Source organism: Kingella sp. SNUBH-2017 (genome assembly GCF_028680565.1).
GTDB lineage: Bacteria > Pseudomonadota > Gammaproteobacteria > Burkholderiales > Neisseriaceae > Kingella_D > Kingella_D pumchi.
This window is the reverse complement of sequence record NZ_JAPHVK010000003.1, coordinates 122,248-147,082: the sequence shown is the minus strand read 5'-3', so window position 1 is coordinate 147,082 and position 24,835 is coordinate 122,248. Positions and strand designations below refer to the sequence as shown.

The 24,835-nt window shown below is 60.9% G+C and carries 17 protein-coding genes and 1 pseudogene; 10 read left to right on the top strand and 8 right to left on the bottom strand.

Features of this window, described 5'->3' with window-relative positions; translation table 11 throughout:
• Window positions 1–238: 238 nt before the first annotated feature.
• From OP500_RS04135 to OP500_RS04120, 4 genes and pseudogenes are all read left to right on the top strand, one after another.
• Window positions 239–2,455: a TonB-dependent siderophore receptor gene (locus tag OP500_RS04135; RefSeq protein WP_274070259.1), complete on the top strand. Its 2,217-nt coding sequence runs from the start codon at window positions 239–241 to the stop codon at window positions 2,453–2,455.
• A gap of 94 nt (window positions 2,456–2,549) precedes the next feature.
• Window positions 2,550–4,444, top strand: a pseudogene (locus OP500_RS04130) (ABC transporter ATP-binding protein/permease).
• A 292-nt stretch (window positions 4,445–4,736) separates the two neighbouring features.
• A complete protein-coding gene (locus OP500_RS04125) occupies window positions 4,737–6,455 on the top strand; it encodes a proline--tRNA ligase (protein WP_274070258.1) in 1,719 nt (572 codons plus the stop codon).
• A 74-nt stretch (window positions 6,456–6,529) separates the two neighbouring features.
• Window positions 6,530–7,540: a virulence RhuM family protein gene (locus tag OP500_RS04120; protein ID WP_238747839.1), complete on the top strand. Its 1,011-nt coding sequence runs from the start codon at window positions 6,530–6,532 to the stop codon at window positions 7,538–7,540.
• A gap of 68 nt (window positions 7,541–7,608) precedes the next feature.
• Here OP500_RS04120 and OP500_RS04115 read toward each other — a convergent pair whose 3' ends face one another.
• Window positions 7,609–8,286, bottom strand: a complete 678-nt coding sequence (locus OP500_RS04115) for an FMN-dependent NADH-azoreductase (RefSeq protein ID WP_274070257.1) — start codon at window positions 8,284–8,286, stop codon at window positions 7,609–7,611.
• A 213-nt stretch (window positions 8,287–8,499) separates the two neighbouring features.
• On the opposite strand from OP500_RS04115, the gene OP500_RS04110 reads away from it, so the two are divergent.
• On the top strand, window positions 8,500–9,396 hold the full coding sequence (locus OP500_RS04110; RefSeq protein WP_274070256.1) for a LysR substrate-binding domain-containing protein: 897 nt from the start codon (window positions 8,500–8,502) through the stop codon (window positions 9,394–9,396).
• Between the two features lie 101 nt (window positions 9,397–9,497).
• Window positions 9,498–10,943, top strand: a complete 1,446-nt coding sequence (locus OP500_RS04105) for a phospholipase D-like domain-containing protein (protein ID WP_274070255.1) — start codon at window positions 9,498–9,500, stop codon at window positions 10,941–10,943.
• A 339-nt stretch (window positions 10,944–11,282) separates the two neighbouring features.
• Here OP500_RS04105 and rnc read toward each other — a convergent pair whose 3' ends face one another.
• The 6 genes from rnc to OP500_RS04075 form a co-directional block, all read right to left on the bottom strand.
• Window positions 11,283–11,990 (bottom strand): ribonuclease III, encoded by a 708-nt coding sequence (gene rnc / locus OP500_RS04100; RefSeq protein ID WP_274070254.1) that lies wholly within the window; start codon window positions 11,988–11,990, stop codon window positions 11,283–11,285.
• Window positions 11,991–12,135: 145 nt separating this feature from the next.
• A complete protein-coding gene (gene recB, locus OP500_RS04095) occupies window positions 12,136–15,663 on the bottom strand; it encodes an exodeoxyribonuclease V subunit beta (RefSeq protein WP_443135140.1) in 3,528 nt (1,175 codons plus the stop codon).
• 96 nt (window positions 15,664–15,759) lie between these two features.
• Window positions 15,760–16,428 (bottom strand): ribose-5-phosphate isomerase RpiA, encoded by a 669-nt coding sequence (rpiA, locus tag OP500_RS04090; RefSeq protein WP_274070252.1) that lies wholly within the window; start codon window positions 16,426–16,428, stop codon window positions 15,760–15,762.
• A 71-nt stretch (window positions 16,429–16,499) separates the two neighbouring features.
• Entirely contained in the window at window positions 16,500–17,732 is a 1,233-nt protein-coding gene (locus OP500_RS04085) for an exopolysaccharide biosynthesis polyprenyl glycosylphosphotransferase (RefSeq protein ID WP_274070251.1), read from the bottom strand.
• Entirely contained in the window at window positions 17,729–18,538 is an 810-nt protein-coding gene (locus tag OP500_RS04080; protein WP_274070250.1) for a glycosyltransferase family 2 protein, read from the bottom strand. Before OP500_RS04080 ends, OP500_RS04085 begins: the two co-directional genes overlap by 4 nt.
• Before the next feature lie 106 nt (window positions 18,539–18,644).
• Entirely contained in the window at window positions 18,645–19,481 is an 837-nt protein-coding gene (locus OP500_RS04075) for a beta-1,6-N-acetylglucosaminyltransferase (RefSeq protein ID WP_274070249.1), read from the bottom strand.
• A 258-nt stretch (window positions 19,482–19,739) separates the two neighbouring features.
• Between OP500_RS04075 and ubiB the strand changes: the two genes are divergently transcribed.
• The 4 genes from ubiB to OP500_RS04055 all read left to right on the top strand — a co-directional run bounded on the left by ubiB (window position 19,740) and on the right by OP500_RS04055 (window position 23,594).
• Window positions 19,740–21,251 carry a ubiquinone biosynthesis regulatory protein kinase UbiB gene (gene ubiB, locus OP500_RS04070; protein ID WP_238747818.1) on the top strand — a complete coding sequence of 504 codons (1,512 nt, stop codon included), beginning with the start codon at window positions 19,740–19,742 and terminating at the stop codon, window positions 21,249–21,251.
• Between the two features lie 276 nt (window positions 21,252–21,527).
• Window positions 21,528–22,430, top strand: coding sequence for an energy transducer TonB (locus OP500_RS04065; protein WP_274070248.1), 903 nt, complete (start codon window positions 21,528–21,530; stop codon window positions 22,428–22,430).
• Window positions 22,431–22,480: 50 nt separating this feature from the next.
• The gene (locus OP500_RS04060) at window positions 22,481–23,146 is read left to right on the top strand and encodes a MotA/TolQ/ExbB proton channel family protein (protein WP_274070247.1); all 666 of its coding nucleotides are present in this window, start codon (window positions 22,481–22,483) and stop codon (window positions 23,144–23,146) included.
• Window positions 23,147–23,150: 4 nt separating this feature from the next.
• Window positions 23,151–23,594 carry an ExbD/TolR family protein gene (locus tag OP500_RS04055; RefSeq protein WP_238747813.1) on the top strand — a complete coding sequence of 148 codons (444 nt, stop codon included), beginning with the start codon at window positions 23,151–23,153 and terminating at the stop codon, window positions 23,592–23,594.
• Window positions 23,595–23,738: 144 nt separating this feature from the next.
• Here OP500_RS04055 and purM read toward each other — a convergent pair whose 3' ends face one another.
• Complete coding sequence (purM, locus tag OP500_RS04050) at window positions 23,739–24,773, bottom strand: phosphoribosylformylglycinamidine cyclo-ligase (protein WP_274070246.1); 1,035 nt, start codon at window positions 24,771–24,773, stop codon at window positions 23,739–23,741.
• Between the last annotated feature and the right edge of the window lie 62 nt (window positions 24,774–24,835).

Genomic DNA, 24,835 nt, shown 5'->3' with positions numbered 1-24,835 from the left:
TTTCAGCGCGCAACATTTTTCTGCTTTTCAGGCTGCCTTTTTATGGCAGCCTGAAAGTTTTTTGCACGGCCGAACGCAGCAGGCAGCCTGAAACATCGTCAAACACGGGCATCCGCCGAAAACCAAAGCACAAACCAGCGATTACATTTGACAACATCCTGAAAATTTTTCCATTTTCAGCGTAAAAAATTCGATTATCATGCGCCGCTTTTTTTTACCACACACAGAGAGACCGCCCATGTCCGGCATCCGCCCCACCCTCAAACCTATCGTTCTGACTACCCTGTCCGCCCTAATCGCCCTGCCCGCAGCGGCCGACGACACCGCCGCCGCCGACAACGGCCAAAGCCTGCAAACCGTGAGCGTACAGGGCGTTAACCGCTCCACCCGCACCGAAAACCGCAATTCCTACACCACCTCCGCCATGCGCACCACCACCGGCCTAGCGCTATCGCCCAAAGAAACGCCGCAGTCGGTAAGCGTGATTACCAAAACGCAAATCGAGCAGCAGGGCATCACCAATATGGTGGACGCGCTGAAAACCACCACCGGCGTCAACGTCATCCGCGACGGCGGCATCTCCCGTTTCCAATCGCGCGGCTTTTACATCGACCAGATTGAAGAAGACGGCGTATCGTCCACCGTGCCCGGTGCGATCAACAACCCGATGTACGATGCGCAAAGCATGAGCGACATCGCCATTTACGACCATATCGAAGTGGTGCGCGGCGCCACCGGCCTGACCCAGGCCAACGGCGAACCCGGCGGCACGGTAAACGCCGTACGCAAACGCCCCACTTCCAACCGCCAGCTGCAGGGCGAAGTGCAGGTTGACCGCTTCGGCAAAATCCGCACCGCCGGCGACTTCTCCGGCGCACTCAACGAAAACGGCACCTTGCGCGGCCGCGCCGTGGTTGCCCTTGAGCGCGACAAAAACTTCAAAGACCGTGTCAAAGGCGGCAACGGCACCCTCTACGGCGTAATGGACGCCCAGCTTGGCGAAGCCACTACCCTGACTTGGGGCGGTCTCTACCAGCGCAAAAACACCAAACCCGACGATTGGGGCGTGGCACTGGGTCTGCCGCGCGACATCTTCCTCGGCTACAACTGGAACAAAGGCGTGTACGACAAAGCCAATGTCTTTGTCGAACTTGAACACTATCTCAACGACAACTGGCGCTACACCGGCAAACTTGACTACAACTACAACGAAAACACCAAGAAAGTCGGCGGCATCTACAATACCGCCACTACCTACCCGGGCTACACCACCGGCGGCAAGCTCGCTTCAGGCTGGCTCTCCCGCTACGACAACGACGAAAAGCAGTTCACCTTTAAAAACAATCTGAACGGCAAATTCGAACTCTTCGGCAAAACCCACGAAATCTTTACCGAATACACGCTGACCCGCACTCTGAACAACGGCAAACGCCGCCAATACAACTACCGCGGCTCTTTCGATCCGATGACCTTTACCGGCAGCGAAGTGGCCGAGCCGGCAAGCTGGGATGCCGTGCCTTATCAGATGTACTGGGAAACCAAGTCGAAAAAAACCGCCCACGCCCTGCTGCTGGGCTTGCGTCTGAACCCTACCGACAAGCTGCACATTATGGCCGGCACGCGCTGGAACCACATCAAGTCGCACTACGTTACCGATTATTTCTATACGGCCGGCAGCGTAGATAACGATCCCGACAGCGTTACCGACCGCAAAACTGTGCGCTTTAACCCCTACTTCGCCCTTACCTACGATTTGACGCCGCAGCAAAGCCTGTACGCCAGCTACACCTCGATTTTCAAACCCAACAGCAACCAAGACCGCAACAAGCAGTATCTTGATCCCGTTGTCGGCGCCAACTACGAAATCGGCTGGAAAGGCGAATGGCTCAACCGCAAGCTCAACACCTCGGTAGCCCTATTTGACATCGAACAAGACAACCGCGCCGTGCAGGTGTACGACACCGCCGAGCAGAAATGGTATTGGGAGCCGGTAGGCAAAGTACGCAGCCGCGGCATCGAAGCCGAAATCTCCGGCAACCTGACCGCAGATTGGAAAATCTTTGCCGGCTATACGCTCAACAACAGCAAATATCTGGAAGCCGAAGCGCGCGGCAACACCCCCAAAGGCACCAACTTCAGCCGCCACACGCCGCAACACATGCTGCGCCTGTACACCAGCTACAACCTGCCCTTTGCCGATAGGAAATGGACAGTCGGCGGCGGCGTAAGCGCCCAAAGCAAAACCGCCAGCCTCTATGGCGTAAGCCGCGGCGGCTATGCCGTATTCAACGCCAATGTTGATTACCAGCCGAGCAAAAACCTCAAGCTGTCGCTGATTTCCACCAACCTGTTCAACCGTTACTACTACGAGAACAACAAAGTCAGCAGCAAAGGCGCCAACAACTACTACGGCGAACCGCGCAACCTGATGTTCAGAGTCAACTACAAGTTCTAAACCTCAGCCGTCTGAATCCCCTTTTCAGACGGCATCTCCCACCCCAAAGGCAGCCTGAAAACCTTTCAGGCTGCCTTCCCATCTTGGCAGAACCATGAAAACCCTCCGCCGCTTCCTTACCCTTGCCGCCCCCTTCTGGCTGCGGCAAAACCCCTGGTACAACTGGCTGCTTTTGGCCGCCGTTGTCGGCTTCTCGCTGGCCATCGTCCGCGTCGGCGTGCTGATTACCGACTGGAACAAAACCTTCTACGACGCCCTGGCCGCCTTCGACGGCCGCGCCATGCCCGCGCTGATACTCGAATACCTCGTTTACATCACCCTCGTAACCGCCTTCGTCGCCTGCGGCAACTGGCTGCGCAAAGTCCTGCTTTTCCGCTGGCGCGAACACCTCACCGGCCAATTCCAAACCGACTGGCTCGGCGGCCACAAACACTACCGCCTGCAACTTGCCGGCGAGCCCGACAACCCCGACCAGCGCATCGCCGAAGACATCGCCCTGCTGTCGGAAAAAAGCATCGACCTTTTCAAATACTTCATTATGAACGCCGCCAAACTCGGCGTCTTTATCGAAATCCTGTGGCAGCTCTCCGGCGTGCAAACCTTTGTCTTGTTCGGCCACAGCATCACCGTCAAAGGCTATCTCGTCTGGATTGCGCTCGCCTACTCCGCCGCCTGCACCCTGCTCACCCACCTGATCGGCCGCAAACTGCAACCCCTGAACATCGAGCGCCAGCACCGCGAAGCCGACTACCGCGCCACCCTGCTGCGCGTGCGCGACCACGCCGAACAAATCGCCCTATACCACGACGAAAACGCCGAACAAAGCCGCCTGTTGCACCGCTTTGCCGCCGTCAAAAACAACTGGCGCGGCCTGATACGGCGCGAGTTCTATCTTGAAAGCTTCTCCGCCGCCTACCTGCACCTGTCGATGTTCATCCCCATCATCGCCACCCTGCCCATGTACCTCGCCCACAGCATGAGCTTCGGCGACATGATGAAAGCCCGCAGCGCCTTCTCCAACGTCCAAGACGGCTTCGGCTGGTTTATGGACTACTACAAACGCATCATCGAATGGGCCGCCGTCGTCGAGCGTCTCGCCCACTTTCAGGCTGCCCTCGACCAAGTCCCCGCCGACAGCAGGCAGCCTGAAACTGCCGTTCCCTCCCCCGCCTGCGGGGGAGGGCTAGGGTGGGGGCAAACCGCCGACACATCCGCCAATATTGTTTCTGCCGAAACAACACCCCACCCCAACCCTCCCCCGCGCAAGCGCAGGGGAGGGAGCAGGTTGCAGACAGCATCACCAGCAGCCCGAAAGCCCAAAGGCAGCCTGAAAACCTTTCAGACGACCTCCCCGCCGCCAACCCAAAGCAGCCTGAAACCCTGCTCACCATCCGCGCCTTAAACCTCCACACCGCCGAAGGTCGCCCCCTGCTGCACCATCTTAATCTCAACGCCGCCGCGCCCGAATGGCTGCTGCTCGACGGCCGCAGCGGCATCGGCAAAACCACCCTGATGCGCACCCTTGCCGGCCTGTGGCCGTATTACGCCGGCCGGTTCAGCATCCAAGGCGCGCGCAGCCTGTTCCTGCCGCAGCGCCCCTACCTGCCGCAGGACACCCTCGCCAACCTCGTCCGCTACCCAGCCCCGCCCGAGGGCAGCAGGCAAGACGACGCCGTTGCCGCCGCCCTTGAAAAAGTCGGCCTCGGCCGTCTGAAAGAGTGCCTGCACAGCGAAGAAGACTGGCACAAAACCCTCTCCGGCGGCGAACAGCAGCGCATCAGCCTCGCCCGCGCCCTAATCGCCCGCCCCGACATCCTGTTTCTCGACGAAGCCACTAACCAGCTCGACGACGCCTCCGCCACCGCCCTGCTGCGCCTGCTCAAAAGCGAACTGCCCGACACCCTGGTCATCGGCATCAGCCACCAGCCGCCGGTCAAAGCTCTGTTCGACCGCCGCGAAGACCTGGGCGCGTTTGCCGCCAGCAATTAAAGCCGGAAACCAAAACGGCTTATCAAAAAGGCAGCCTGAAAGTGTTCAACCGCTTTCAGGCTGCCTTTACCGCATTATTAAAAGCAGCCTGAAAGCGCCAACCCGTCTTTCAGGCTGCCTAGAACGTGTGCCGTCCATAGGCGAGTATTTTTAACGCGGCAGATGCCGTTTTATGGCGCCAAAGCCGCCATGTTGGTTGTCAACACGCCCTACCCGCAAGCAAAGCAGCCTGAAAGCCGCCAAACCTTGCTACAATCGCGTCTTTACATGATCTGACAACGGAACCGCCGCCATGAAAGCCAGCCAATTTTTCATTTCCACTTTAAAAGAAGCCCCCGCCGAAGCCGCCCTGGCCAGCCACAAGCTGATGATTCGCGCCGGTTTGATCAAAGCCAACGCCTCCGGTTTGTACACCTGGATGCCGATGGGTCTGCGCGTGTTGCGCAAGGTTGAACACATCGTGCGCGAAGAGATGAACCGCGCCGGCAGCGTCGAATTGCTGATGCCCGTGGTGCAGCCTGCCGAATTGTGGCAGGAATCCGGCCGCTGGGAGTTTTACGGCAAAGAACTCTTGCGCCTCAAAGACCGCCACGAGCGCGATTTCTGCATGGGGCCGACCTGCGAAGAAGTCATCACCGACATCGTGCGCAAAGAAATCACCAGCTACAAGCAGCTGCCGCAAAACTTTTACCACATCCAAACCAAATTCCGCGACGAAGTGCGCCCGCGTTTCGGCGTGATGCGCGCGCGCGAATTTGTGATGAAAGACGCCTACTCCTTCCACGCCGACTACGAATCGCTGGTGCGCGACGGCTACCAACCGATGTACGACGCCTACTGCCGTATCTTCGACCGCCTGGGGTTGAACTACCGCCCCGTCGCCGCCGACACCGGCAGCATCGGCGGCACCGGTTCGCACGAGTTTCAAGTGCTGGCCGACAGCGGCGAAGACGTGATTGCCTACAGCGACACTTCCGACTACGCCGCCAATATCGAGCTGGCGCCGACTCTGCGTTTGCAGGACGAGCGTAGGCAGCCTGAAAAGCCGCTGGAAAAAGTGCACACGCCCGATGTGAAAACCATCGCCGCGTTGGTGGAATTTCTCAATATTCCGGTTGAACAGACGCTCAAATCCATCGTCGTCGAAGGCGAAAACGAAGGCGAAATCGTGTTGCTGCTGCTGCGCGGCGACCATGAGTTCAACGACATCAAAGCCGAAAAACTCGACGGCGTAAAAGCCCCGCTGACGATGGCCGCGCCCGAACTTATCCGCGCCCAATTCGGCGCAGACGGCGGCTCGCTCGGCCCGGTCGGCTTTAAAGGCAAGGTTTACGCCGATTTCGCCGTCGAAAAAGGTGCAGACTGGGTGATCGGCGCCAACGACAACGACTGGCACTACACCGGTTTCAACTTCGGCCGCGACGCCGCCGAGCCCGAATTTGCCGATTTGCGCAACGTGGTTGAGGGTGACGCAAGCCCTGACGGGCAAGGCAGCCTGAAACTCGCGCGCGGCATCGAAGTCGGCCACGTCTTCCAGTTGCGCGACAAATACTCCGCCGCCATGAACGCCAGTTTCCTCGACAACAACGGCAAAGCGCAAATCATGGAAATGGGCTGCTACGGCATCGGCATCACCCGCATCGTCGCCGCCGCCATCGAGCAAAACAACGACGAGCGCGGCATCATCTGGACCGACGCCATGGCACCCTTCCAAGCCGTGATCGTGCCGATGAACTACAAAAAATCCGACGCCGTGCGCGAAGCCGCCGACCGCCTTTACGCCGAATTGCAAGCCGCCGGTGTGGACGTATTGCTCGACGACAGGGACGAGCGCGCCGGCGTACTGCTCAACGACAGCGAACTCTTGGGCATCCCCCACCGCCTCGTGATTGGCGATCGGGGCTTGAAAGAAGGCCAAGTCGAATACGCCCGCCGCACCGACAGCCAAGCGCAAAGCATCGCGCTGGATGAAGCCGCCGCCAAAGTAGCCGCAGCGGTGAAACAGGCTTAAAGCCGCGAAACGCAAAGGCCGTCTGAAAGCATCAACAGCATTTCAGACGGCCTGTTTCCAACCGGAAAAGCAAAATGACCGACAACACCCTGATTCTTTACACCACCCAAGACGGCGAAGCCCAATTTGTTTTACGCGAGCTGGGCGGGCAGCTTTGGCTGACGCAGGCAGAAATTGCCGCGCTGTACCAAACAACCGTCTCCAATATCAACAAACATATCAAGGCAATAACAGCCGAGGGTGAATTGTCTGAGCGAGCAACTATTGAGTATTACTCAATAGTTCAAACCGAAGGTGGCAGAAAAATCCGCCGCGAAATCGCCCACTACACCCTACCCATGATTATCGCCATCGGCTACCGCGTGCGCTCCACACGCGGCACGCAGTTTCGCCAATGGGCAACGCGCACTTTGGGCGAGTATCTGCAAAAGGGCTTTGCCATTGACGACGAACGTCTGAAAAACCCGCCCGTCGGCACGGTGGCCGCGCCCGATTATTTCGACGAACTGCTCGAGCGCATCCGCGACATCCGCGCCAGCGAAAAGCGCGTTTACCTGCGCGTGCGCGAGATTTTCGCGTTGGCGGCCGACTATCAGCCGGATTTCAAAGACACCACCCGCTTTTTCCAGACCATCCAAAACAAGCTGCATTTTGCCTGCACGGGGCACACCGCCGCCGAAATCATCTACCGCCGCGCCAATGCATCGCAGCCCCTGATGGGTCTGACCCACACCGCCACCGGTCATGTGCGCAAAACCGACATCAAAACCGCCAAAAACTATCTGAACCAAGAAGAAGTCAGCGAACTAAACCGCATCGTAACCATGTGGCTGGATTTCGCCGAAGACCAGTCTAAACGCAAAAAACAGGTGTTTTTGCGCGACTGGCAGGAAAAATTAGACCAGTTTTTGCAGTTTAACGACCGCAACGTGCTGCAAGGCGCAGGCGCCATCAGCAAAAAACAGGTCGACAAAAAAGCCGCTGCCGAATACGAACGCTACGCCGCCGCACAACGCGCCATCAAAGAGCAGCAGGGCGAAAACGACATCGCCGAGCTTTTGGATTTTGGCCGCCGTAATGATTGAGTGCGCCCAAACAGGCAGCCTGAAAACCTCCGATACAGTTTTCAGGCTGCTTTCCTTATCCGGCTATTCTAGCCGGCCGTTTGCGCCAGCCATTCATCTGCCACACGCGCCACGGCGCTTTCCGCCTCCGCCAGCGACTGCTGCAAACGCTCGCCGCCGAATTCGTCGTATTCCGCCGCAATGCTTTGCACGTCGGTAATGCCGATATAGGCAAAGGCGGTGCGCACCGAGGCTTCGACGTGGTTGGCGTAATCGGCCTGGCCGCTGTCGTAGCCGTAATCGCCGCGCGAAGAGAGCAGCAGCAGGCGTTTGCCGCTACCTGCAAGCATCGGCCAATAGGGCTTGCCGCTGCGGCTGCGGTCGAAGCCGAAGGTACGGCCGACGCGTACGATGTTGTCGATATAGGCTTTAAACTGAGCGGGCGGCGCGAAGTTGTACATCGGTACACCGGCCACGATGATGTCGGCGGCGATCAGCTCGTCCACCAGCGCGTCGCTTTCGCGCAGCACTTCGCTCATCCACGGTTCGCGCGCTTCGGGCGGGGTGAACGCAGCGTGTATCCAGCGGCCGCTTACCGGACTGGGCGGGTTCTGGCCGACGTCGCGGTAAACAATGCGGCTGTCGGGACGCGCCTGCTGCCAGCGGCGGACAAAGCGCGCGCTTAAACGGCGGGTGTGCGAGCCGTAGGCATCTTCGCCGGAAATGCCGCTGCGGGCGCTGGAATCAATGTGTAAAATTGTGGTCATTTTTGGCTCTCCGAAACAAAACAGAAGCGCGATTCTGCCGCCCTGCCCTGATTCCGGCAAACGCTGTTTTCTCAGCCGACGGCCGAAATTTTTTCATCCATAGTGAGCCCAAATAAAAAATCTACGGCGTTGCTGCGCCTTGCCGTACTACCTGTACTGTCTGCGGCTTGCTGCCTTGTATCTTTTTCATTTTGACTCACTATATCTATGCTTATGAACCGTATTCCCTTCTCTCTTGGCGCACTGCACGCCTTTGAGGTCGCCGCACGGCTGGGCAGCTTTAAAGCCGCCGCTACCGAGCTGGCGCTCAGCCCCACCGCCGTCAGCCACCGCATCCGCACGCTGGAAGCGCAGCTGGGCAAACCGTTGTTCGAGCGCCGTACCCGCGCCGTGGTGCTGACTGCCGACGGGCGGCTGCTGGCCGAAGCCGTAAGCGGCAGTTTCGCCGCCATCGCCGAGGCCGCCGCCCGCATCCGCCGCCCCGAACGCAGCCGCGTGATACTGGCGCTGACGCCCGAATTTGCCCGCCAATGGCTGGTGCCGCGCCTGGCCGGTTTTCAGGCTGCCTGCCCCGATACCGACCTGCACATCCGCGCCGGCTACCGCGCAGCCGACCTTGCCGCCGGCGAAGCCGATCTGGCGGTGCGCTACGGTGGCGGCACGGCGCCCGGCATCGAAGCGGTGCCGCTGTTTGACGAATCGTTTACCGCCGCAGCCGCCCCCGCGCTGGCCGCCAAGCTGCCTGCCAAACCGCAAAACTGGCCGCTGCTGCATCTGGACTGGCACAAACCGCAGGGCGCCGCCGACTGGACGGCCTGGGCGCAGGCGGCAGGCGTTCCGCCGCATACCATGCAGGGCGGCACCCGCTATTCCGACGCCGGCCATCTGATTCAGGCCGCCCTGGCCGGACAAGGCGTCGCCCTGCTCGGCCGCAGCCTGCTGGCCGAAGAATTCCGCCTCGGCCTGCTGCAAAGCGTGTCGGATATTATCCTGCCCGGCCGACCCTATTATCTGTGCCGCGCCGCCCACAGCCCGCCGCTGCCCGCCGTGCGTGCGGCAGCCGATTGGTTATCGGCACAAAGCGCCGCAAACGGCATTCAGGCAGCCTGAAAACCGCTGCCGGCCGTTTCAGGCTGCCTGATGCGGCTCTTTCGCTATAATGCCGTTTTTGTATTTTTCAGGCTGCCCAAGCAACATAGCATTTTCCCACCATGAATCCCAATCCGAGCGATACCTCCCCAGCCATTCTCGAACAGCTGCGCCTGCGCGCCGGCGGCAGCGAGATGTATCCGCACTGCAGCCTGAAAATCCTGAACGACAGCCGCGAAAACTTCCCGGCCTGGCTCGATGCGGTGCGCGCAGCCGAGCGCTCGGTGCTGGTGGAAATGTATATTTTTTCCGACAACGCCTTCGGCCGCCGGATGCGCGATCTGCTGCTGCAAAAATGCGCGCAGGGCGTGCAGGTGGTGCTGGTGTACGACTGGTTCGGCTCGCTGTGGCAGGATCTCAAAGGCTTTTTCCGCCCGCTCAAGCAGGCCGGGGCGCTGGTGGTGGCGTATAACCGCATGGGTTTTGCCAGCGGCATCGGCTTGCTTTCGCGCAACCACCGTAAGTCGATTGTGGTGGACGGCGAAACCGCTTTTGTCAGCGGGCTGTGCATTTCTTCGGCATGGGAAGGGCAGCCTGAAAAAGGCATCGCCCCGTGGCGCGACACCGGCGTGATGCTGCGCGGCGCGGTGGTGGCCGATGTGGTGCGCGCGCTGGCCGACAGCCTGCAGTCGCAGGGTTTCAGGCTGCCTGAAGCGCTGCTGCCCGAGAGCAGGCGGCCTGAAAACGAAAACGGCGGCGATGCGCGCGTCGGCATCGTCGCCACCACGCCGGCCGACAACAATATGATGCGCCTGGACTTGGTGCTGCTGGCGCTCACCAACCGCCGCCTGTGGCTCACCGACGCCTATTTCATGCCCACCCGTCTCTACACCCAGGCGCTGATCAACGCCGCAGAAGCCGGCGTGGACGTGCGGATTCTGGTGCCGAAAACTTCCGACATCGGCTGGATCGCCCGCGTTTCGCGCACCCGCTACCGCGAACTTTTGCGCGCCGGCGTGCGCATTTTCGAATGGAACGGCACCATGATTCACGCCAAAACCGCCGTTGCCGACGGCTTTCTGGTGCGCATCGGCTCAACCAACCTGAATTTTTCCAGCTGGCATTTCAACCGCGAGCTGGACACCATCGCCGAAGATGCCGCCGCCGCCGCGCAGATGGAGAGACAGTTTCTGCAGGATTTAAACAACGCCACCGAAATCGTGCTCGATGCCGACGAGCAGCGGGCGGTGGCCGAGCAGCGCCGGCGCAAGCTGCTGAACCTGAAAATCCTCCACCGCCAGCAGGCGCTGGCGGTTTGGCGGCAGATGCTCCAGCTCTCGCACGCTTTCGAAGGCAATTTTTACGGCACCAACCAGGTAGGCAGCCGCGAAACCGGCGCCTACCTCGGCCTGGGCCTGACCCTGCTCGCCGCCGCCCTGCTGCTGTGGTTTTTCCCCAAACTGCTGGTGGTGCCGCTGGTATTCCTGCTCGCAGTAGGCGCCCTCTCAACGCTGATGTACGCCGTCAAACAATACCTCAGCCTGCACCGGCGCAAACCGCCACAGTAAGCCGCCGCCGGATAAATGGCACGCATCGAACTACCGACGACAAAACCCAAAAGCAGCCTGAAACGAAAGCAGCTTGAAACGAAAGCAGCCTGAAACGAAAGCAGTCTGAAACGAAAGCAGCCTGAAACGAAAGCAGCCTGAAACGAAAGCAGCCTGAAACGAAAGCAGCCTGAAACGAAAGCAGCCTGAAACGAAAGCAGCCTGAAACAAAAGCAGCCTGAAACAAAAGCAGCCTGAAACAAAAGCAGCCTGAAACAAAAGCAGCCTGAAAACGAAAATTCGTTTTCAGGCTGCCTTTTGTTGCTGTTTTTCAGACGCGGCAAGGACGCGACAAGCCTTTCAGGCTGCTTTGCCGCGCGACTGCAGCCATTCCAGCGCGGCGGCGGCGCACAGCTGTTCGGCGGCGCGGCGGCTGGCGGCTTGGGCGCGGGTGATATGTCCCAGCTCACCCAAGTCGCAGGAAACTTCAAACCACGCTTCGCTGCCCTCGCCGGTTTGTTTTTCGATGCGGTATTTGGGCAGCGGCAGCCGTCTGGCCTGCAGCGCTTCCTGCAGCCGGCTTTTGGCGTCTTTGGCCTGGGTGTCGAGATCGACGCCGCGCACGCGCTCGGCAAACAGCCGGCGCACCACCGCTTCGGCGGCGGCAAAACCGGCATCCAGACACACGGCGGCAAACAGCGCTTCGAGCGCGTCGGCCAGTATCGACGGCCGCGAGCTGCCGCCGCTTTTCATCTCGCCCGCGCCCAGATACAGCGCTTCGCCCAGCTGCATTTCGCCCGCCAGCGCCGCCAGCGTGTTCTGATTGACCAGATTGGCGCGCAGCCGCGACAGCTTGCCTTCGGGCAGCTTGGGAAAGGCATCGTACAGCATCCGCGCCACGGTGTAATTCAGGATGCTGTCGCCGACAAACTCCAGCCGCTCGTTGTTCAATCCGGCATGGCTGCGGTGGGTCAGCGCCTGCCGCAGCAGGGCTTCGTCGGAAAACTGGTGGCCGATCTGCCGCTGGATGCGGGCCAGGGCGGCGGTTTTGCGCGGGTCGGGTTTCATAAGGCAGCCTGAAAATAAAAAGGCGCGGATTATAGCCTGAAAATCCGGCGGCGGCGGTTTGCTCTGCCGGCCGGCACGGTCAAAAGCAGCCTGAAAACGGCAACACCGCTTTCAGGCTGCTTTTGCGGGACTGCAAAATGGTCCTTTACAGCCACGGTGCCAAATCGGCGGTGGCGATGTCCCATTGCCAGATGCCGTGGGTGTCGGGGTTGTCGAGCCCGCGCAAAAAGAGATAACGCACGGCGATGTTTTCGGGCAGGCTGCCGCGCCCGCGCAGGTAGCGGGCGGCGGCAACGGCGTAAATCAGCGCCTGCAGGTAGTAGTGGTGTTCGGCCACCGCCGCTTCCAGCGCTTCTTGGCCGTAGGCATCGGCATCGCTGCCGAGCAGGTTGGACTTGTAATCGACCAGCAGTGCGCGGCTGCCGCTGAGCGCCGCCAGGTCGATAAAGCCGCTGATATAGCCTTCGACATCGTAAAAATCGAGCCGGCGGGCGGCCTGCTGAATCAGCGGCGGCAGGCCGGCGACGGCGAGAAAATCGCGGATGTCGCGCAGGCGGAAAGAGTCGCTGTGCAGCAGAAAGTCCATTTCGGTGCGCATCGCCGGCGGCGGGATGGCGGCCAGCGTCAGACCGTTGCCCAAGGGCAGCGCGGCGGTTTGTTCGATCATCGCCAGCACCGGCGCCAGCCAGCTTTCGCTGTCGAAACCGTGGCGGTTCAGGGTTTCCGCCACCCGTTCGGCCTGGGCGGCGGCGGGGTGGTCGAAACGGTATTTTTCCAGCACCGCATGCAGGCAAATGCCGGCGGCGGGGCCGGCGGGAAAGGCGTGGATGCCGGATGCTTCGGCGCCGTTTTCAGGCTGCCCTGCCGCCGGCAGCCGGCGCTCGGCACCATCCAGTGCGGGCAAGAGTTCGTCTTCGCCGGCGGCAGCGTCGCGGCTGCGGCTTAAGGCGGTAAAGCTGGTGTGGCGCACAAAGCGGAAGCGGCGCGGGGCGATGTCGAGCGCGCGGTAGCGGCCGTTTGGCGCGGCGGCGGCTTTCAGGCTGCCTGAAAATGCCGGCGGCGCACCGGTGAGCGTAAAGCCGTCGTTCTGCCTGGCAAATTCCTGCCAGCGGGCGCGGTAGGCGGCGCTGTCTTTGGCGGTGGCGGCATCGCAGCCAAGCAGATAGGCCAGGGCGCTGCGGCCGCCGTCGCGGCAGGCGGCCAGATACAGGGTCAGCTCTTCTTCGGCGCGGGTCAGCGCCACATACAGCAGGCGCAAATCTTCCGACAGCGCTTCGGCTTCGATTTGCTGTTGGTCGTCTTCGGAAAGCTGGCTGTGGTGCAGCAGCTCGGCGCGGTTTTGGTGCCGGTTGTCGTGGACGATGTGCCAGTCCTGCCGCTCGCCGCTGCCGCCGGCGCGCCAGACGAAGGGGCAGTACACCAGCGGGTACTGCAGGCCTTTGGAAGCGTGGAAGGTAACGATTTTAACCAGATTTTCGTCGCTCTCCAGCCGCAGCACCGCTTCGCTGTCGCCGCCCTGCCCCGCGCGCGCGGCGGCGATGCGCCGGCCGAGCCACTGGTGCAGCGATGCGGGGGTGTGGCTGGCTTCGTCTTCAGCGGCCAGCAACTCCAACAGCTGGTGCAGATTGGTCAGCGTGCGCTCATTCCCCTGCGCCAACAGCCGTGTTTCGACGCCGTGACGGTTGAAAAAACCGCGCAGCGCGGCATAGGCGCCGTGGCGCTGCCACTCATCAAGCGTGGTGCCGGCGGACTGTATCCACTGCAGCAGCGCCTGTTCGTCTTCCTGCAGGCGGCGGATATCGCTTTCGCCATAATCAAACAGGCAGCCTGAAAGCACGAAATGCAGCCGGCTGCTTTGGCCGCTCTGCAGGAAAAAGCCCAAGAGCGCATACAGCGCTTCGGCTTCTTCGCCGTCGAAAATATCGGCCCGGCTGGCGAGCACGCTCTGCACACCCGCGCGCTTAAGGGCGCGCTGCACCATTTCGCCGTGGCGGCGGGCGCGCACCAGCACGGCAATCTGGCCGGCTTCCAGCGGGCGGCCGCCGATTTTCAGGCTGCCCTGCTGCGCCTGCTGCAGCCGCGCGGCGATTTCGGCGGCACACCATTCGGCGGCGCGCTCATCAAGCGTATCGGCGTTTTCCCCGCCTTCGCCTTCGTTGAGCCAGCGCAGGCGCACGGGCGCATCGGCAGGCTCGAGACGGTTTTCGTCACGCGCGGCATCAACCGGCTGGTAGTCGATTTTCGGCAGCCTGAAAGGCTCTTCGCGGGCAAACAGGCGGCCGATGCTTTCGATCAGGCGGCGGTGGCTGCGGCGGTTGGTATCGAGCGTGTAGCGGGCGCCGGCATCATCGGCGGCCTGCAGATAGGCAAAGATGTCGGCGCCGCGAAAGCTGTAAATCGCCTGCTTGGGATCGCCCACCAGAAACAGCGGCGTGCCGGTTTGGGCAAACGCGCGCTCGAAAATGCCGTACTGCAGCGGGTCGGTGTCTTGAAATTCGTCGATCAGCGCCACCCGCCATTTGGCCGCCATCGCCTGCGCCAACTCGCCGGCGTAGCGGTTTTCAGGCTGCAGGGCGCGGGCAACGTCGAGCAGCAAATCATCGAAACCGCGCTTGGGATCGTCGGCCTTGGCCGCTTCGCGCGCCTGCCGCACTTCTCGCAGCAGATCAAGCTGCAGAGCGACCAGCGCGGCGGTAGTTTCCGCAGCGGCGGCCGTGGCGGCATCAAGCAGCGCGGCCAGCGGCGCCAGCGCGTCGATGGCACCATCGGGTGCGGTGGCGCCCTTTTTCAGCCCTTTTTCCAGCGCTTCGGCGCTAAAGGGATTGCCGCCGGAGCTGTTGGCCAGCGCTTTAGCCAGCAGCGATGGCGCGGGTGGGCTGTCCGCTGCCGCCCAGCCAAGCAGGCGGTCGAATTTGCTGCGGTAGGTCGCCTGCCGGTAAACATTGCCGTTTAGCGCCGGATGCAGCCTGAAAAAAGTTTCGTCCAGCGCCGGCAGCTGCGCGGCAACTTCCTGCCAGCGCCGGGCGTAATCTTCGCGCGCGGCGGTGCTGCTTTCAGGCTGCCTGATCGCCAGATAGGGGCGGCCGAGATAGGGCTTGAGCGCGTCGCAAACCGACTGCGGCGTCAGGCCGGCGGCATAGGCCAGCGCGGCGGTTTCGCCGTCGGCAGCCACGCGGCGGCGCCAGAAGTCTTCAGCGGCGGTTTGCGCGCCGCCATCGCCGCTCTCGTCCAATTCCAGCTCAAAGGGCGCACCGCAGTAAAAGGCAAAATCCTGCAGCACGCGCTGGCAGAAGCCGTGGATGGTGTAAATCGCGGCGTTGTCAAAATCGCTTAAGGCTGCTTTCAGGCGCAGCTGCAGGCGCTCTTCGCTTTCGTTTTGCCGTGCCTGCGCCACCAGCTGCGCCAGCGGGTCTTTATCGTCAGCCGCGGGCGCGTCCAACAGCGCCAGCGCTTCGTCCAAACGCGCGCGCAGGCGGCCTTTGAGTTCGGCGGTGGCGGCTTTGGTGAAGGTAACCACCAGAATCTGATCGACCGGCAGCCGCTCCAGCAGCACCAGCCGCACAAACAGCATGGCGATGTTCCAGGTTTTGCCGGTGCCGGCGGAGGCTTCAATCAGATTGGTACCCTGCAGTGGAACGCTGCGCGGATCGAGGGGCTGGGCGTGCATGGCAATTCGCAATCGTCGGGAGAAATCGGGAAGGCAGCCTGAAAACGGAATTCTCTGCTTTCAGGCTGCCTGCAGCGGGTAAAAAACAAGGACAAACGGCGCTTAAACCTGCGCTTTGAGCACTTCGACGCCGCTCTCGCGCGCCAGCACCAGAAGATCGGCCGGGCGGTGGGCAAACAGGCCGTTGTCGATCACGCCGGTAATGCGGTTGATGGTGTCTTCCATGCTCAAGGGCTGCGACAGATCCAGTCCTTCCACATCAACAATCTCATTGCCGCCGGCGCTGCGAAAGCCGATGCGCAATTCCGGCCGGCCGCCGAGTTTCACCAGCTGGCGCGACACCATCGAGCGCGCCAGCGGCACCACTTCCACCGGCAGCGGGAAACGCCCCAGGCGGGAGACGTATTTGCTCTCGTCGGCAATGCAGATAAAGCGGTCGGCGGCATTGGCAACGATTTTCTCGTGCACATGGGCGCCGCCGCCGCCTTTGATCATCTGCAGCAGGTGGTTGACTTCGTCGGCGCCGTCCACATACACCGCCAGCCGCATCACGTCGTTGAGATGGATTTCGGGAATGTCGTACAGCGACATCAGCTCGGAGCTGCGCGGGGAAGTCGATACCGCGCCTTTCACTTTCTTACCGCTCTGCCCCAGCGCTTCGATAAAGAAATCGACGGTGCTGCCGGTGCCGATGCCGATGTATTCGTTTTCCGGCACGAACTCCACCGCCTTAAGGGCGGCTTCGCGTTTGAGTTGGTCCTGTCTGCTCATAATGGCTCCTTTGCGGATAATCGGGGGAAGGGGTTTTCAGGCTGCCTTTAGGGGCTGATTGCCAACAGCCCCTAGCGCGCACCAAAGCCGGTAACAATGGTGTGCAGGGTTTTAAACAGTATCAGCACGTCCAGCGAAAAGGAAAAATGCTTGATGTAGTAAAAATCGTGCTCGATTTTAATCTGGGTTTCGTCTTCGTTGCCGGCATAGCCCTGGGTAACCTGCGCCCAGCCGGAAAGGCCGGGTTTGACGATGTGGCGGTAGCTGTAAAACGGGATGCTGCGCTCGAACTCATCGACAAAATATTTCTGCTCGGGGCGCGGGCCGATCAGACTCATGTCGCCCTTCAGGATATTGAAAAACTGCGGCAGCTCGTCCAGGCGGGTTTTGCGGATAAAGCGGCCGACGCGGGTGATGCGCGCGTCGCCCTGCTGCGCCAAACGGGCGCCGTCTTTTTCCGAATCGGCGCACATGCTGCGGAATTTGTAGATTTTAAACTCGCACCCGCCCTGGCCGACGCGGTTTTGGGTAAACAGCGCGCCGCCGGGGCTTTCCAGCCGGATCGCCAGCGCGGTGGCAGCCATCAGCGGCAGCGTCAGCGGCAGGCTGAAAAGAACCAGCAGAATGTCGATTACCCGCTTGACCAGCATATAACCCGGCGAAGGCAGGAGCGACCCCAAGTCGTTTTCATACAGATGGCGGATTTTCACCCGGCCGGTCAGCGATTCTTCCACCTGGCGGATGTTGTACACCGCAATCCCCTGCAGCGTGCAGGTGGCGATGAATTTCTGCCAGTCGCCGCCCAGCTGCGGGCTGTGCAGATCGGCCACCACCGCGCGCACCGCCTGCTGCGGCAGCACCGGCTTATCCAGCCGCAGCCAGCGCGCATGGGGAATGGCGGCGGCTTCGGCGGCGCGGCCGGCGGGGATATAGGCCATCAGCGGTTCGCGCCGCGAGCGCAGCAGAAAGTCGAGATAGAAAAACACGCCGGTGATGATGGCGTTCAGCAGCACGAAGCTATTGGAAAAGGTAACGAAAAACAGCGCAAACAGCGCAAACACGCCGCTGTAGGCTATGCCCACCGTCGGCAGGATGTGCAGCCAGGTCTGGCGGCCGGGAAAGGCAATCAGCTTGTTTACCGACACCGTGGCCAGCGTATAGGCCAGCGCCACCAGCACCATGCTGTTGATCACTTTCGGATTGAGCGGGTCGATGTCTTTCTGCCACAGATACAGGGCGGCGGTGGCGGCAATCAATATCAGGCCGCTGGCAAAGCGCAAAAAAACCGAAGGGGCGTGTTTCATGGTCGGCGGGTCAGGGAATAAAGGCGGGCAAGCACGGCAGGCGGCAGCAGGCGCGGCAGCGCGCGCGCGGCGAAGCAGTATAGCGCAGGCAGCGGGCGCTGGATACGCAGGGAGCGCTTAAGGCGATAGAGCCGCCATTCGCTCGCCGCATAGGCGCGACCGCGGCGGCGGCGCAGCATCGCCGCACCGGTACGCGCCAGCACCAGCATTTCCGGCAGATTGGCGGCACGGGCGCCTGCCGCCAGCATCCGCAACCACAGATTGTAGTCTTCCATATACAGATGGTGGCGGTAGCCACCGGCAGCGAGCACCGCCTGCTTGCGGTAGGCAACGGTCATGTGGTTGAAGGGATTGCGCCGGCGGGCAAAGCGGCGGATGGCATCGTTATCGCAAGGCACGCGGCGGGCGGCATGCGGCGTGGCGGGATCGGCGTCAAACTCGGCAATCTGCGTGCCGACGATATCGGTATCGGGATGGGTCTGCAGATAGGCAGCCTGAAAAGCGAAACGCTCGGGCAGGCAGATGTCGTCGCCGTCCATACGGAACACCCAGTCGTGCGAACAATGCGCCAGCCCTTCGTTTAGCGCCCGCCCCAGACCGACGTTTTCCGCCAGCCGCACGATTTTCAGCGGCAAGGCAGCCTGAAAACTGTCGACCACCGCTTCGAGCTGCGGCGTCAGCGGGCCGTCATAAACCAGCACCACTTCGTCGGCCGCCAGCGTTTGCGCGCACAGGCTTTGCAGGCACTGGCGCAGAAACTCGGGCTGCTCGCGGCGGTAAATCGACATCAAAACGGAAAATTTCATGGCTTACTGGCAGTCAGTCAAAACGGGATAAAACACTTTTCAGGCTGCCTGCGCATTCAGGCAGCCTGAAAAACAGTCTGTTTGCAGCACACAACGGCAAGGCTTTTCAGGCTGCCTGTGCAGCCGTTTGTTCGCGCCAAAAGGCCAGCGCGGTTTCGTCGTCGGCCTTGCGGGCAAACCAGCTGCCCGCTGCCGCCGCCTGCCGCAGCTGCGGCACATCGAGCAGCGCCGGATGGTTGCCGCTGCCGGTAAAGCGGATGTAGCGGCGGTTGTCGCGGATATGGTTCAGCTGCGATTGCAAAGCCGGAGCGGCGGCGAGATATTGGAAAAAATGCTCATCCGGGCACAGCTTGCGGCGGAAAAAATCCTGCGCCCCATCATCGGCCGCCGCCAGCAACAGTTGCGCGGCGGCACGGCCGGCAGAAAACCACTGGCTGCCGGCGGCGGCCGGCTCGCGGCAGGGCAGCAGCCTGTCGGCAGCCTGAAAGCATTTGGTCAGGATTTTGCCGCGCAGGCTGCGCTGCCATGTACTGTCGGCATGCGGCGTATCAAAACGCACGCGGTAGTTCAGGCGCCGGCTGGGCGCGCTCTCCAGCAGCAGGGTTTCAGGCGGCAAAGCCGCGCACTGGGCGGCCAGCTCTTGCGGTTTCACCAGCAGCACGCAGTTGCCGCTGAGCAGATGGAACCACTCGTTACCGCTTTCGGCAAGCGCGGTGCGCAGCAGCTCCAACGTTGCCGCCACCATGCTGAAACCCGCCCAGCGCACGTCGATGCGCCTGTCGGTAAAACGTACATTGGCACAGCCTGCCGCCAGCCCGCGGGCTTCAGCCCAATCGGCTTTGGCATCGTAATGCAGGTAAAAACGGCTCTCGGGCGCAGACTGCGCCAGCCGCAGCCAATAGCGCGGCGGACGGTGGCAGAGTATCAAAAAGGCGTGGCTCATCGGCTGGCAAAGGGTTTTCAGGCTGCCGCACGGCCGGCGGCAAAGCCGCGCATTATATAGCGAAGCGCCGCAACGGGCAGCGCGAAAATACCAAGCGGTATCGGCAGCCAAGCAGCGCAAACGGCGGCAGCGGGCAAAATCCGGCATTGCTTGCTTACGGGCAAACGACGCCGCCCGCGCCCCTGTCCGATTCAGGCTGCCTGCAGGGCCGCTTCGCTATATAATCGCGCCTTTGTTTCTGCTGCGGCACGGTGCTTTATGAAATGGTTTTCCCGCTTTACCGTTATCGGTAAGACTTTCTACCGCTACGGCCTTTCCGACCTGGTGGCCGGTTTGGTGCGCGCCGGCTGGCTGCGCCGGCTGCTGCTGGCTTTGCCCAAGTCCAAACGCTTTGCCGCCGAGCCGATGCCGGTGCGGCTGCGGCTGGCGCTGGAGAGTCTGGGGCCGATTTTCGTCAAGCTGGGGCAGGTGCTCTCCACCCGCCCCGACCTGCTGCCGCCGGCCTATGCGCAGGAATTGGCCAAGCTGCAGGACAAAGTTCCGCCTTTTGCCGCCGAAGTGTCGCGCCGCCAGATTGAAACTTCGTTGGGACGTCCGCTGGCGGAAATCTATGCCCGCTTCGACGACACGCCGGTGGCCAGCGCTTCGGTGGCGCAGGTGCACCGCGCCGAGCTGTTCGACGGCCAAAGCGTGGCGGTGAAAGTGCTGCGGCCGAATCTGAAGCCGGTAATCGAGCAGGATTTGGCGCTGATGCGGCTGGCGGCGGGCTTTGTCGAGCGTTTTTTTGCCGACGGCAAACGCCTGCGCCCGCGCGAAGTGGTCGCCGAGTTCGACAAATACCTGCACGACGAACTCGATCTGATGCGCGAAGCGGCCAATGCCAGCCAGCTTGGCCGCAACTTCGCCGGCAGCGAGATGTTGGTGGTGCCGAAAGTGTATTTCGACTACTGCAGCCGCGAAGTGATGACCATGCAGTGGATGGAAGGCACGCCGGTATCCGATATCGGCAGCCTGAAAGCGCAGGGCGTTGATTTGAAAAAGCTGGCGCGCTACGGCGTGGAGATTTTCTTCACCCAGGTTTTCCGCGACGGCTTTTTCCACGCCGATATGCACCCGGGCAATATTCTGGTCAAAGCCGACGGCCGCTATGTGGCGCTGGATTTCGGCATCGTCGGCAGCCTTACCGATTTTGACAAACGCTATCTGGCCATCAATTTTCTGGCTTTTTTCAACCGCGACTACCACCGCGTCGCCACCGCCCACATCGAATCGGGCTGGGTACCGCCACAGACCCGTGCCGAAGAGCTCGAAGCCGCCGTACGCGCGGTGTGCGAGCCTTTTTTCAACAAACCGCTGTCGCAGATTTCCTTTGGTTTGGTGCTGATGCGCCTGTTTGAAACCAGCCGCCGCTTTCATGTGGAAATCCAGCCGCAGCTGGTGCTGCTGCAAAAAACCCTGCTCAATATCGAAGGTTTGGGGCGCCAGCTCGATCCCGATTTGGATCTGTGGGCAACCGCCAAACCGTTTTTGGTGCGCTGGATGAACCGCCAGGTCGGCCCGAGAGCGCTGTTGCGCAACCTGAAAAACGAAGCACCAGACTGGGCGGAAATCCTGCCTTCGCTGCCGCGCAAAATCAACGCGCTGGTCGATGAAGCGCGGCAGAAAGAAATGCGCAACGCCTATGTCCACCTGATCAAAAGCCAGCAGCGGCAAAACTTCTGGCTGGCGGTGATCGCGCTGATTCTGTTTCTGATGCTGCTGTGGAAATAGGCAATCTCAGGCAGCCTGAAAACCACGCGCCGACACCCCAAAAAACCGCCGGCTCGCCGCAGCAAGCCAAAAATAATTGCAATTAAATGTAATGATTTGCAAAGAAGCAACGCGGAAACAGCAAATTTATGATTGCAAACAGGAATGGTTTCTATTAGTATGGTTACCATGAAGCTCAAAAGATACTCTCAGCCCGAGCCGGAATACGGCACGGCCATTGTCGTTTTTGTCGTGGTTACGTCGGTTCACGTAGCGCTTTTTTTTGGCCTGTACTTTTTGCACCAAGAACCCGAACCGGTAACCGTCGACAACATGACCTTTGTCGATCTGGGCACGCCCGACGGCGACGACAAACCGGCAGCGGAAGGCGCGCCTGCGCCTTTGGATGCCGGCGAACCGCCGCCCCCTCCCCCACCTCCGCCCGAAGAACCCAAGCCCGAGCCGCCCAAACCCAAGCCCGAACCCAAGCCGGTCGAAAAGCCGAAAATCAAGGCCGTGGAAAAGGACAACGCCAAAGCGGACTTAAGGCAGCCTGAAAAACGGAAAGAGCCACCGAAAAAACCCGAGCCCAAGCCCGAGCCGAAGCCGGAACCCAAACCCGAGCCGAAACCCGAACCCAAGCCTGAGCCCAAGCCTGAGCCCAAACCGCAGCCCAAACCGGCCGAGCAGCCCAAGCCCAGCCAGAATACTGCGGCCAACTCCACCGGCAGCAACGCCAACAGCACTTCGCAAAGCACCGGCGGCGCAGCCGGCCCCCACCGCTCGGCCAACGGCGTTCCCGGCGGCGGCGGCGGAACCGACCCGAACAGCAAAGTCCCGGGTAACGGCACCGGCGGCCAGGTTGGCGGCGGCGGCAAAGGCGCTAAAGGCGACGGCGACAAACAAAGCGGTCGCGCAGGCGGTGGCAGCATTGTCGATGGCGGCTATATCGGCCTGCCCAATCCGCCTTATCCGCCGATGTCGCAAGACGAAGGCGAAGAAGGCACGGTCAAGCTGGAAGTGATCGTTGAAGCCAACGGCAGCGTTTCTTCAGCCAGAGTAACCAAAAGCAGCGGTCACAAACGCTTGGACAACGCCGCGCTGAACGCAGCAAAAAAAGCCCGCTACGCCCCCAAACAGGTGGACGGCTCTCCGGTACGCACCAAGTTCAAAACCTCCTTCGACTTCAGAATCAGCTGAAGCCGCGTTTTACGAACCCTTTTCAACTCTACCAATAGAAGGCAAACATTATGAATTTAGCACTCGTTTTCCAAAGCGGCGATCCGGTACTGATCGGCGTATTCGTGATTATGATCGCGATGAGCATCATCTCCTGGGTGGTCATCCTGATGCAGGTCATCAAACGCATCAGCACCAAAAGCGCCAACCGTACCGCTTCCGAAGCCATTTGGTCGTCCGACAGCATTGCCAGCGCCGAATCCCAGGCCAAGAAAAACCCCGCACCGGTCAGCGAGCTGACCCTGGCCGCCATCGACGCCAACCGCAGCTTCAATGCCGCGCAAAACACCATGCTCTCGGCCAGCCTGCCGAAAAACGAGTTTCTCGAACGTGAAATCCGCCACAGCACCACCCAGATTATGGGCCGCTACGACAACGGCATGACCGCGTTGGCCTCCATCGGCGCCACCGCCCCCTTCGTCGGCCTGCTGGGTACCGTATGGGGCATCTACCACGCCCTGATCAACATCGGCGAAAGCGGCCAGATGAGCATTGCCGCCGTGGCCGGCCCCATCGGCGAAGCGCTGGTTTCCACCGCCATCGGCCTGTTTGCCGCTATTCCCGCCGTACTCGCTTTCAATGCCTTTACCCGCAGCAACAAAAAACTCTCCCGCGAACTGCACAACTTCGGCCACGATTTGCATGTGCAGCTGATCAACCAACCCGGCAAGGAGTAAGGCTATGGCTTTCAATATGAGCGACGGCGACGAAGGCGCGCCGATGGCGGAAATCAACGTTACGCCGCTGGTTGACGTAATGTTGGTGCTGCTGATTGTGTTTATGATCACCATGCCGGTGCTGACGCACTCCATCCCGCTCGAGCTGCCCACTACCTCGCGCGCCAAGGAAGAAAAGCCCAAGCAGGACACCAAGCCGGTGATTATCAGCGTCGATAAAGACGGCGGCTATTATGTCGGTGCCGATTCGGCCAACCGCGTTGATTTGGATACCGTCAAAACCAAGCTTGCCGAGCTGGCCAAGGCCGATCCCGATGTCGTCGTCGGCATCTCCGCCGATAAAAGCGTTGCTTACGACAACGTTCTGCAGGTGCTCGATGCCGCCCGCGAAGCCAAGCTGAGCAAAATCGGCTTTGTTACCCAAGACGAACAGGAAGAAAAGAAATAAACCTTCCGCCGCAATAAAGCAGCCTGAAAACGGTTTTCCCGTTTTCAGGCTGCTTTTTTATTTCCCACCTATCCGCAAAGCAAAACAAAGGACACTGCTGCCATCTGCCGCGGTGCCGCTTTGCTTTGCGCTTTCAGGCTGCTTTTACGCGATTTGGGTTTGATGCTCGTCGCCCTGTCGCTCGCGGATTTCGCCCAGGCGGTACACGGTTTCGCCCTGATCGCTCAGGAAGGCCGCGAGCGCATCGGCCGCTTCGGGGGCGACGACGACAATCATGCCGATGCCGCAGTTGAAGGTGCGGTACATTTCGGCGGCGGCGATATTGCCTTCTTTCTGCAGCCATTGGAAGAGCTTGGGCATTTCCCACGATTTGGCATCGACATGGGCGGTGCAGTTTTGCGGCAGCACGCGCGGCAGGTTTTCGCTGATGCCGCCGCCGGTAATGTGCGCCATTCCCTTGATTTCAAATTCCTTCATCGCCGCCAGCAGCGGTTTAGCATACAGGCGGGTGGGCGCGATAACGGTTTGGCGCAGGGTTTTGCCACCGTCAAACTCGGTATCCAGATCAGGCTGGGCGCGGTCGATGATTTTGCGGATCAGCGAGTAGCCGTTGGAATGGGCGCCGTTGGAAGCCAACCCGAGCAGCACGTCGCCCGCACGGATGTTTTGGCCGCTGATGATGCGCTCTTTTTCCACCACGCCGACGGCAAAGCCTGCCAAATCATACTCGCCTTCGGGATACATACCCGGCATTTCCGCGGTTTCGCCGCCGATCAGGGCGCAGCCGGATTGTTCGCAGCCTTGCGCGATACCTTTGATGACGGCGGTGGCGCGATCGACATCCAATTTGCCGCAGGCGAAATAATCCAGGAAAAACAGCGGCTCGGCGCCCTGCACCAGAATATCGTTTACGCTCATCGCCACCAGATCGATGCCGACGGTATCGTGCAAATCCCAGTCGAAAGCGAGTTTGAGCTTGGTGCCGACGCCGTCGGTGCCGGACACCAGCACCGGATTGCGGTAGTTTTTGCCGATTTCCACCAGCGCGCCGAAGCCGCCCAGGCCGCCGAGCACTTCGGGGCGCAGCGTGCGTTTGGCAAAGGGTTTGATGTTTTCGACCAGACGGTCGCCGGCGTCGATGTCCACACCGGCGTCGCGGTAGCTCAGGGAAGCGTTCATGGCTGTCTTTCAAAAAAGTGAAGGAAAAAAACGAGCGGCATTTTACCCGATTTCGCCGGCGC

Bases quoted from the DNA above. Each gene is read 5' to 3' on its own strand.
- OP500_RS04135 (WP_274070259.1), top strand. From the start codon at position 239: ATGTCCGGCATCCGCCCCACCCTCAAACCTATCGTTCTGACTACCCTG.
- OP500_RS04125 (WP_274070258.1), top strand. From the start codon at position 4,737: ATGAAAGCCAGCCAATTTTTCATTTCCACTTTAAAAGAAGCCCCCGCC.
- OP500_RS04120 (WP_238747839.1), top strand. From the start codon at position 6,530: ATGACCGACAACACCCTGATTCTTTACACCACCCAAGACGGCGAAGCC.
- OP500_RS04115 (WP_274070257.1), bottom strand. From the start codon at position 8,286: ATGACCACAATTTTACACATTGATTCCAGCGCCCGCAGCGGCATTTCC.
- OP500_RS04110 (WP_274070256.1), top strand. From the start codon at position 8,500: ATGAACCGTATTCCCTTCTCTCTTGGCGCACTGCACGCCTTTGAGGTC.
- OP500_RS04105 (WP_274070255.1), top strand. From the start codon at position 9,498: ATGAATCCCAATCCGAGCGATACCTCCCCAGCCATTCTCGAACAGCTG.
- rnc (WP_274070254.1), bottom strand. From the start codon at position 11,990: ATGAAACCCGACCCGCGCAAAACCGCCGCCCTGGCCCGCATCCAGCGG.
- rpiA (WP_274070252.1), bottom strand. From the start codon at position 16,428: ATGAGCAGACAGGACCAACTCAAACGCGAAGCCGCCCTTAAGGCGGTG.
- OP500_RS04085 (WP_274070251.1), bottom strand. From the start codon at position 17,732: ATGAAACACGCCCCTTCGGTTTTTTTGCGCTTTGCCAGCGGCCTGATA.
- OP500_RS04080 (WP_274070250.1), bottom strand. From the start codon at position 18,538: ATGAAATTTTCCGTTTTGATGTCGATTTACCGCCGCGAGCAGCCCGAG.
- OP500_RS04075 (WP_274070249.1), bottom strand. From the start codon at position 19,481: ATGAGCCACGCCTTTTTGATACTCTGCCACCGTCCGCCGCGCTATTGG.
- ubiB (WP_238747818.1), top strand. From the start codon at position 19,740: ATGAAATGGTTTTCCCGCTTTACCGTTATCGGTAAGACTTTCTACCGC.
- OP500_RS04060 (WP_274070247.1), top strand. From the start codon at position 22,481: ATGAATTTAGCACTCGTTTTCCAAAGCGGCGATCCGGTACTGATCGGC.
- OP500_RS04055 (WP_238747813.1), top strand. From the start codon at position 23,151: ATGGCTTTCAATATGAGCGACGGCGACGAAGGCGCGCCGATGGCGGAA.
- purM (WP_274070246.1), bottom strand. From the start codon at position 24,773: ATGAACGCTTCCCTGAGCTACCGCGACGCCGGTGTGGACATCGACGCC.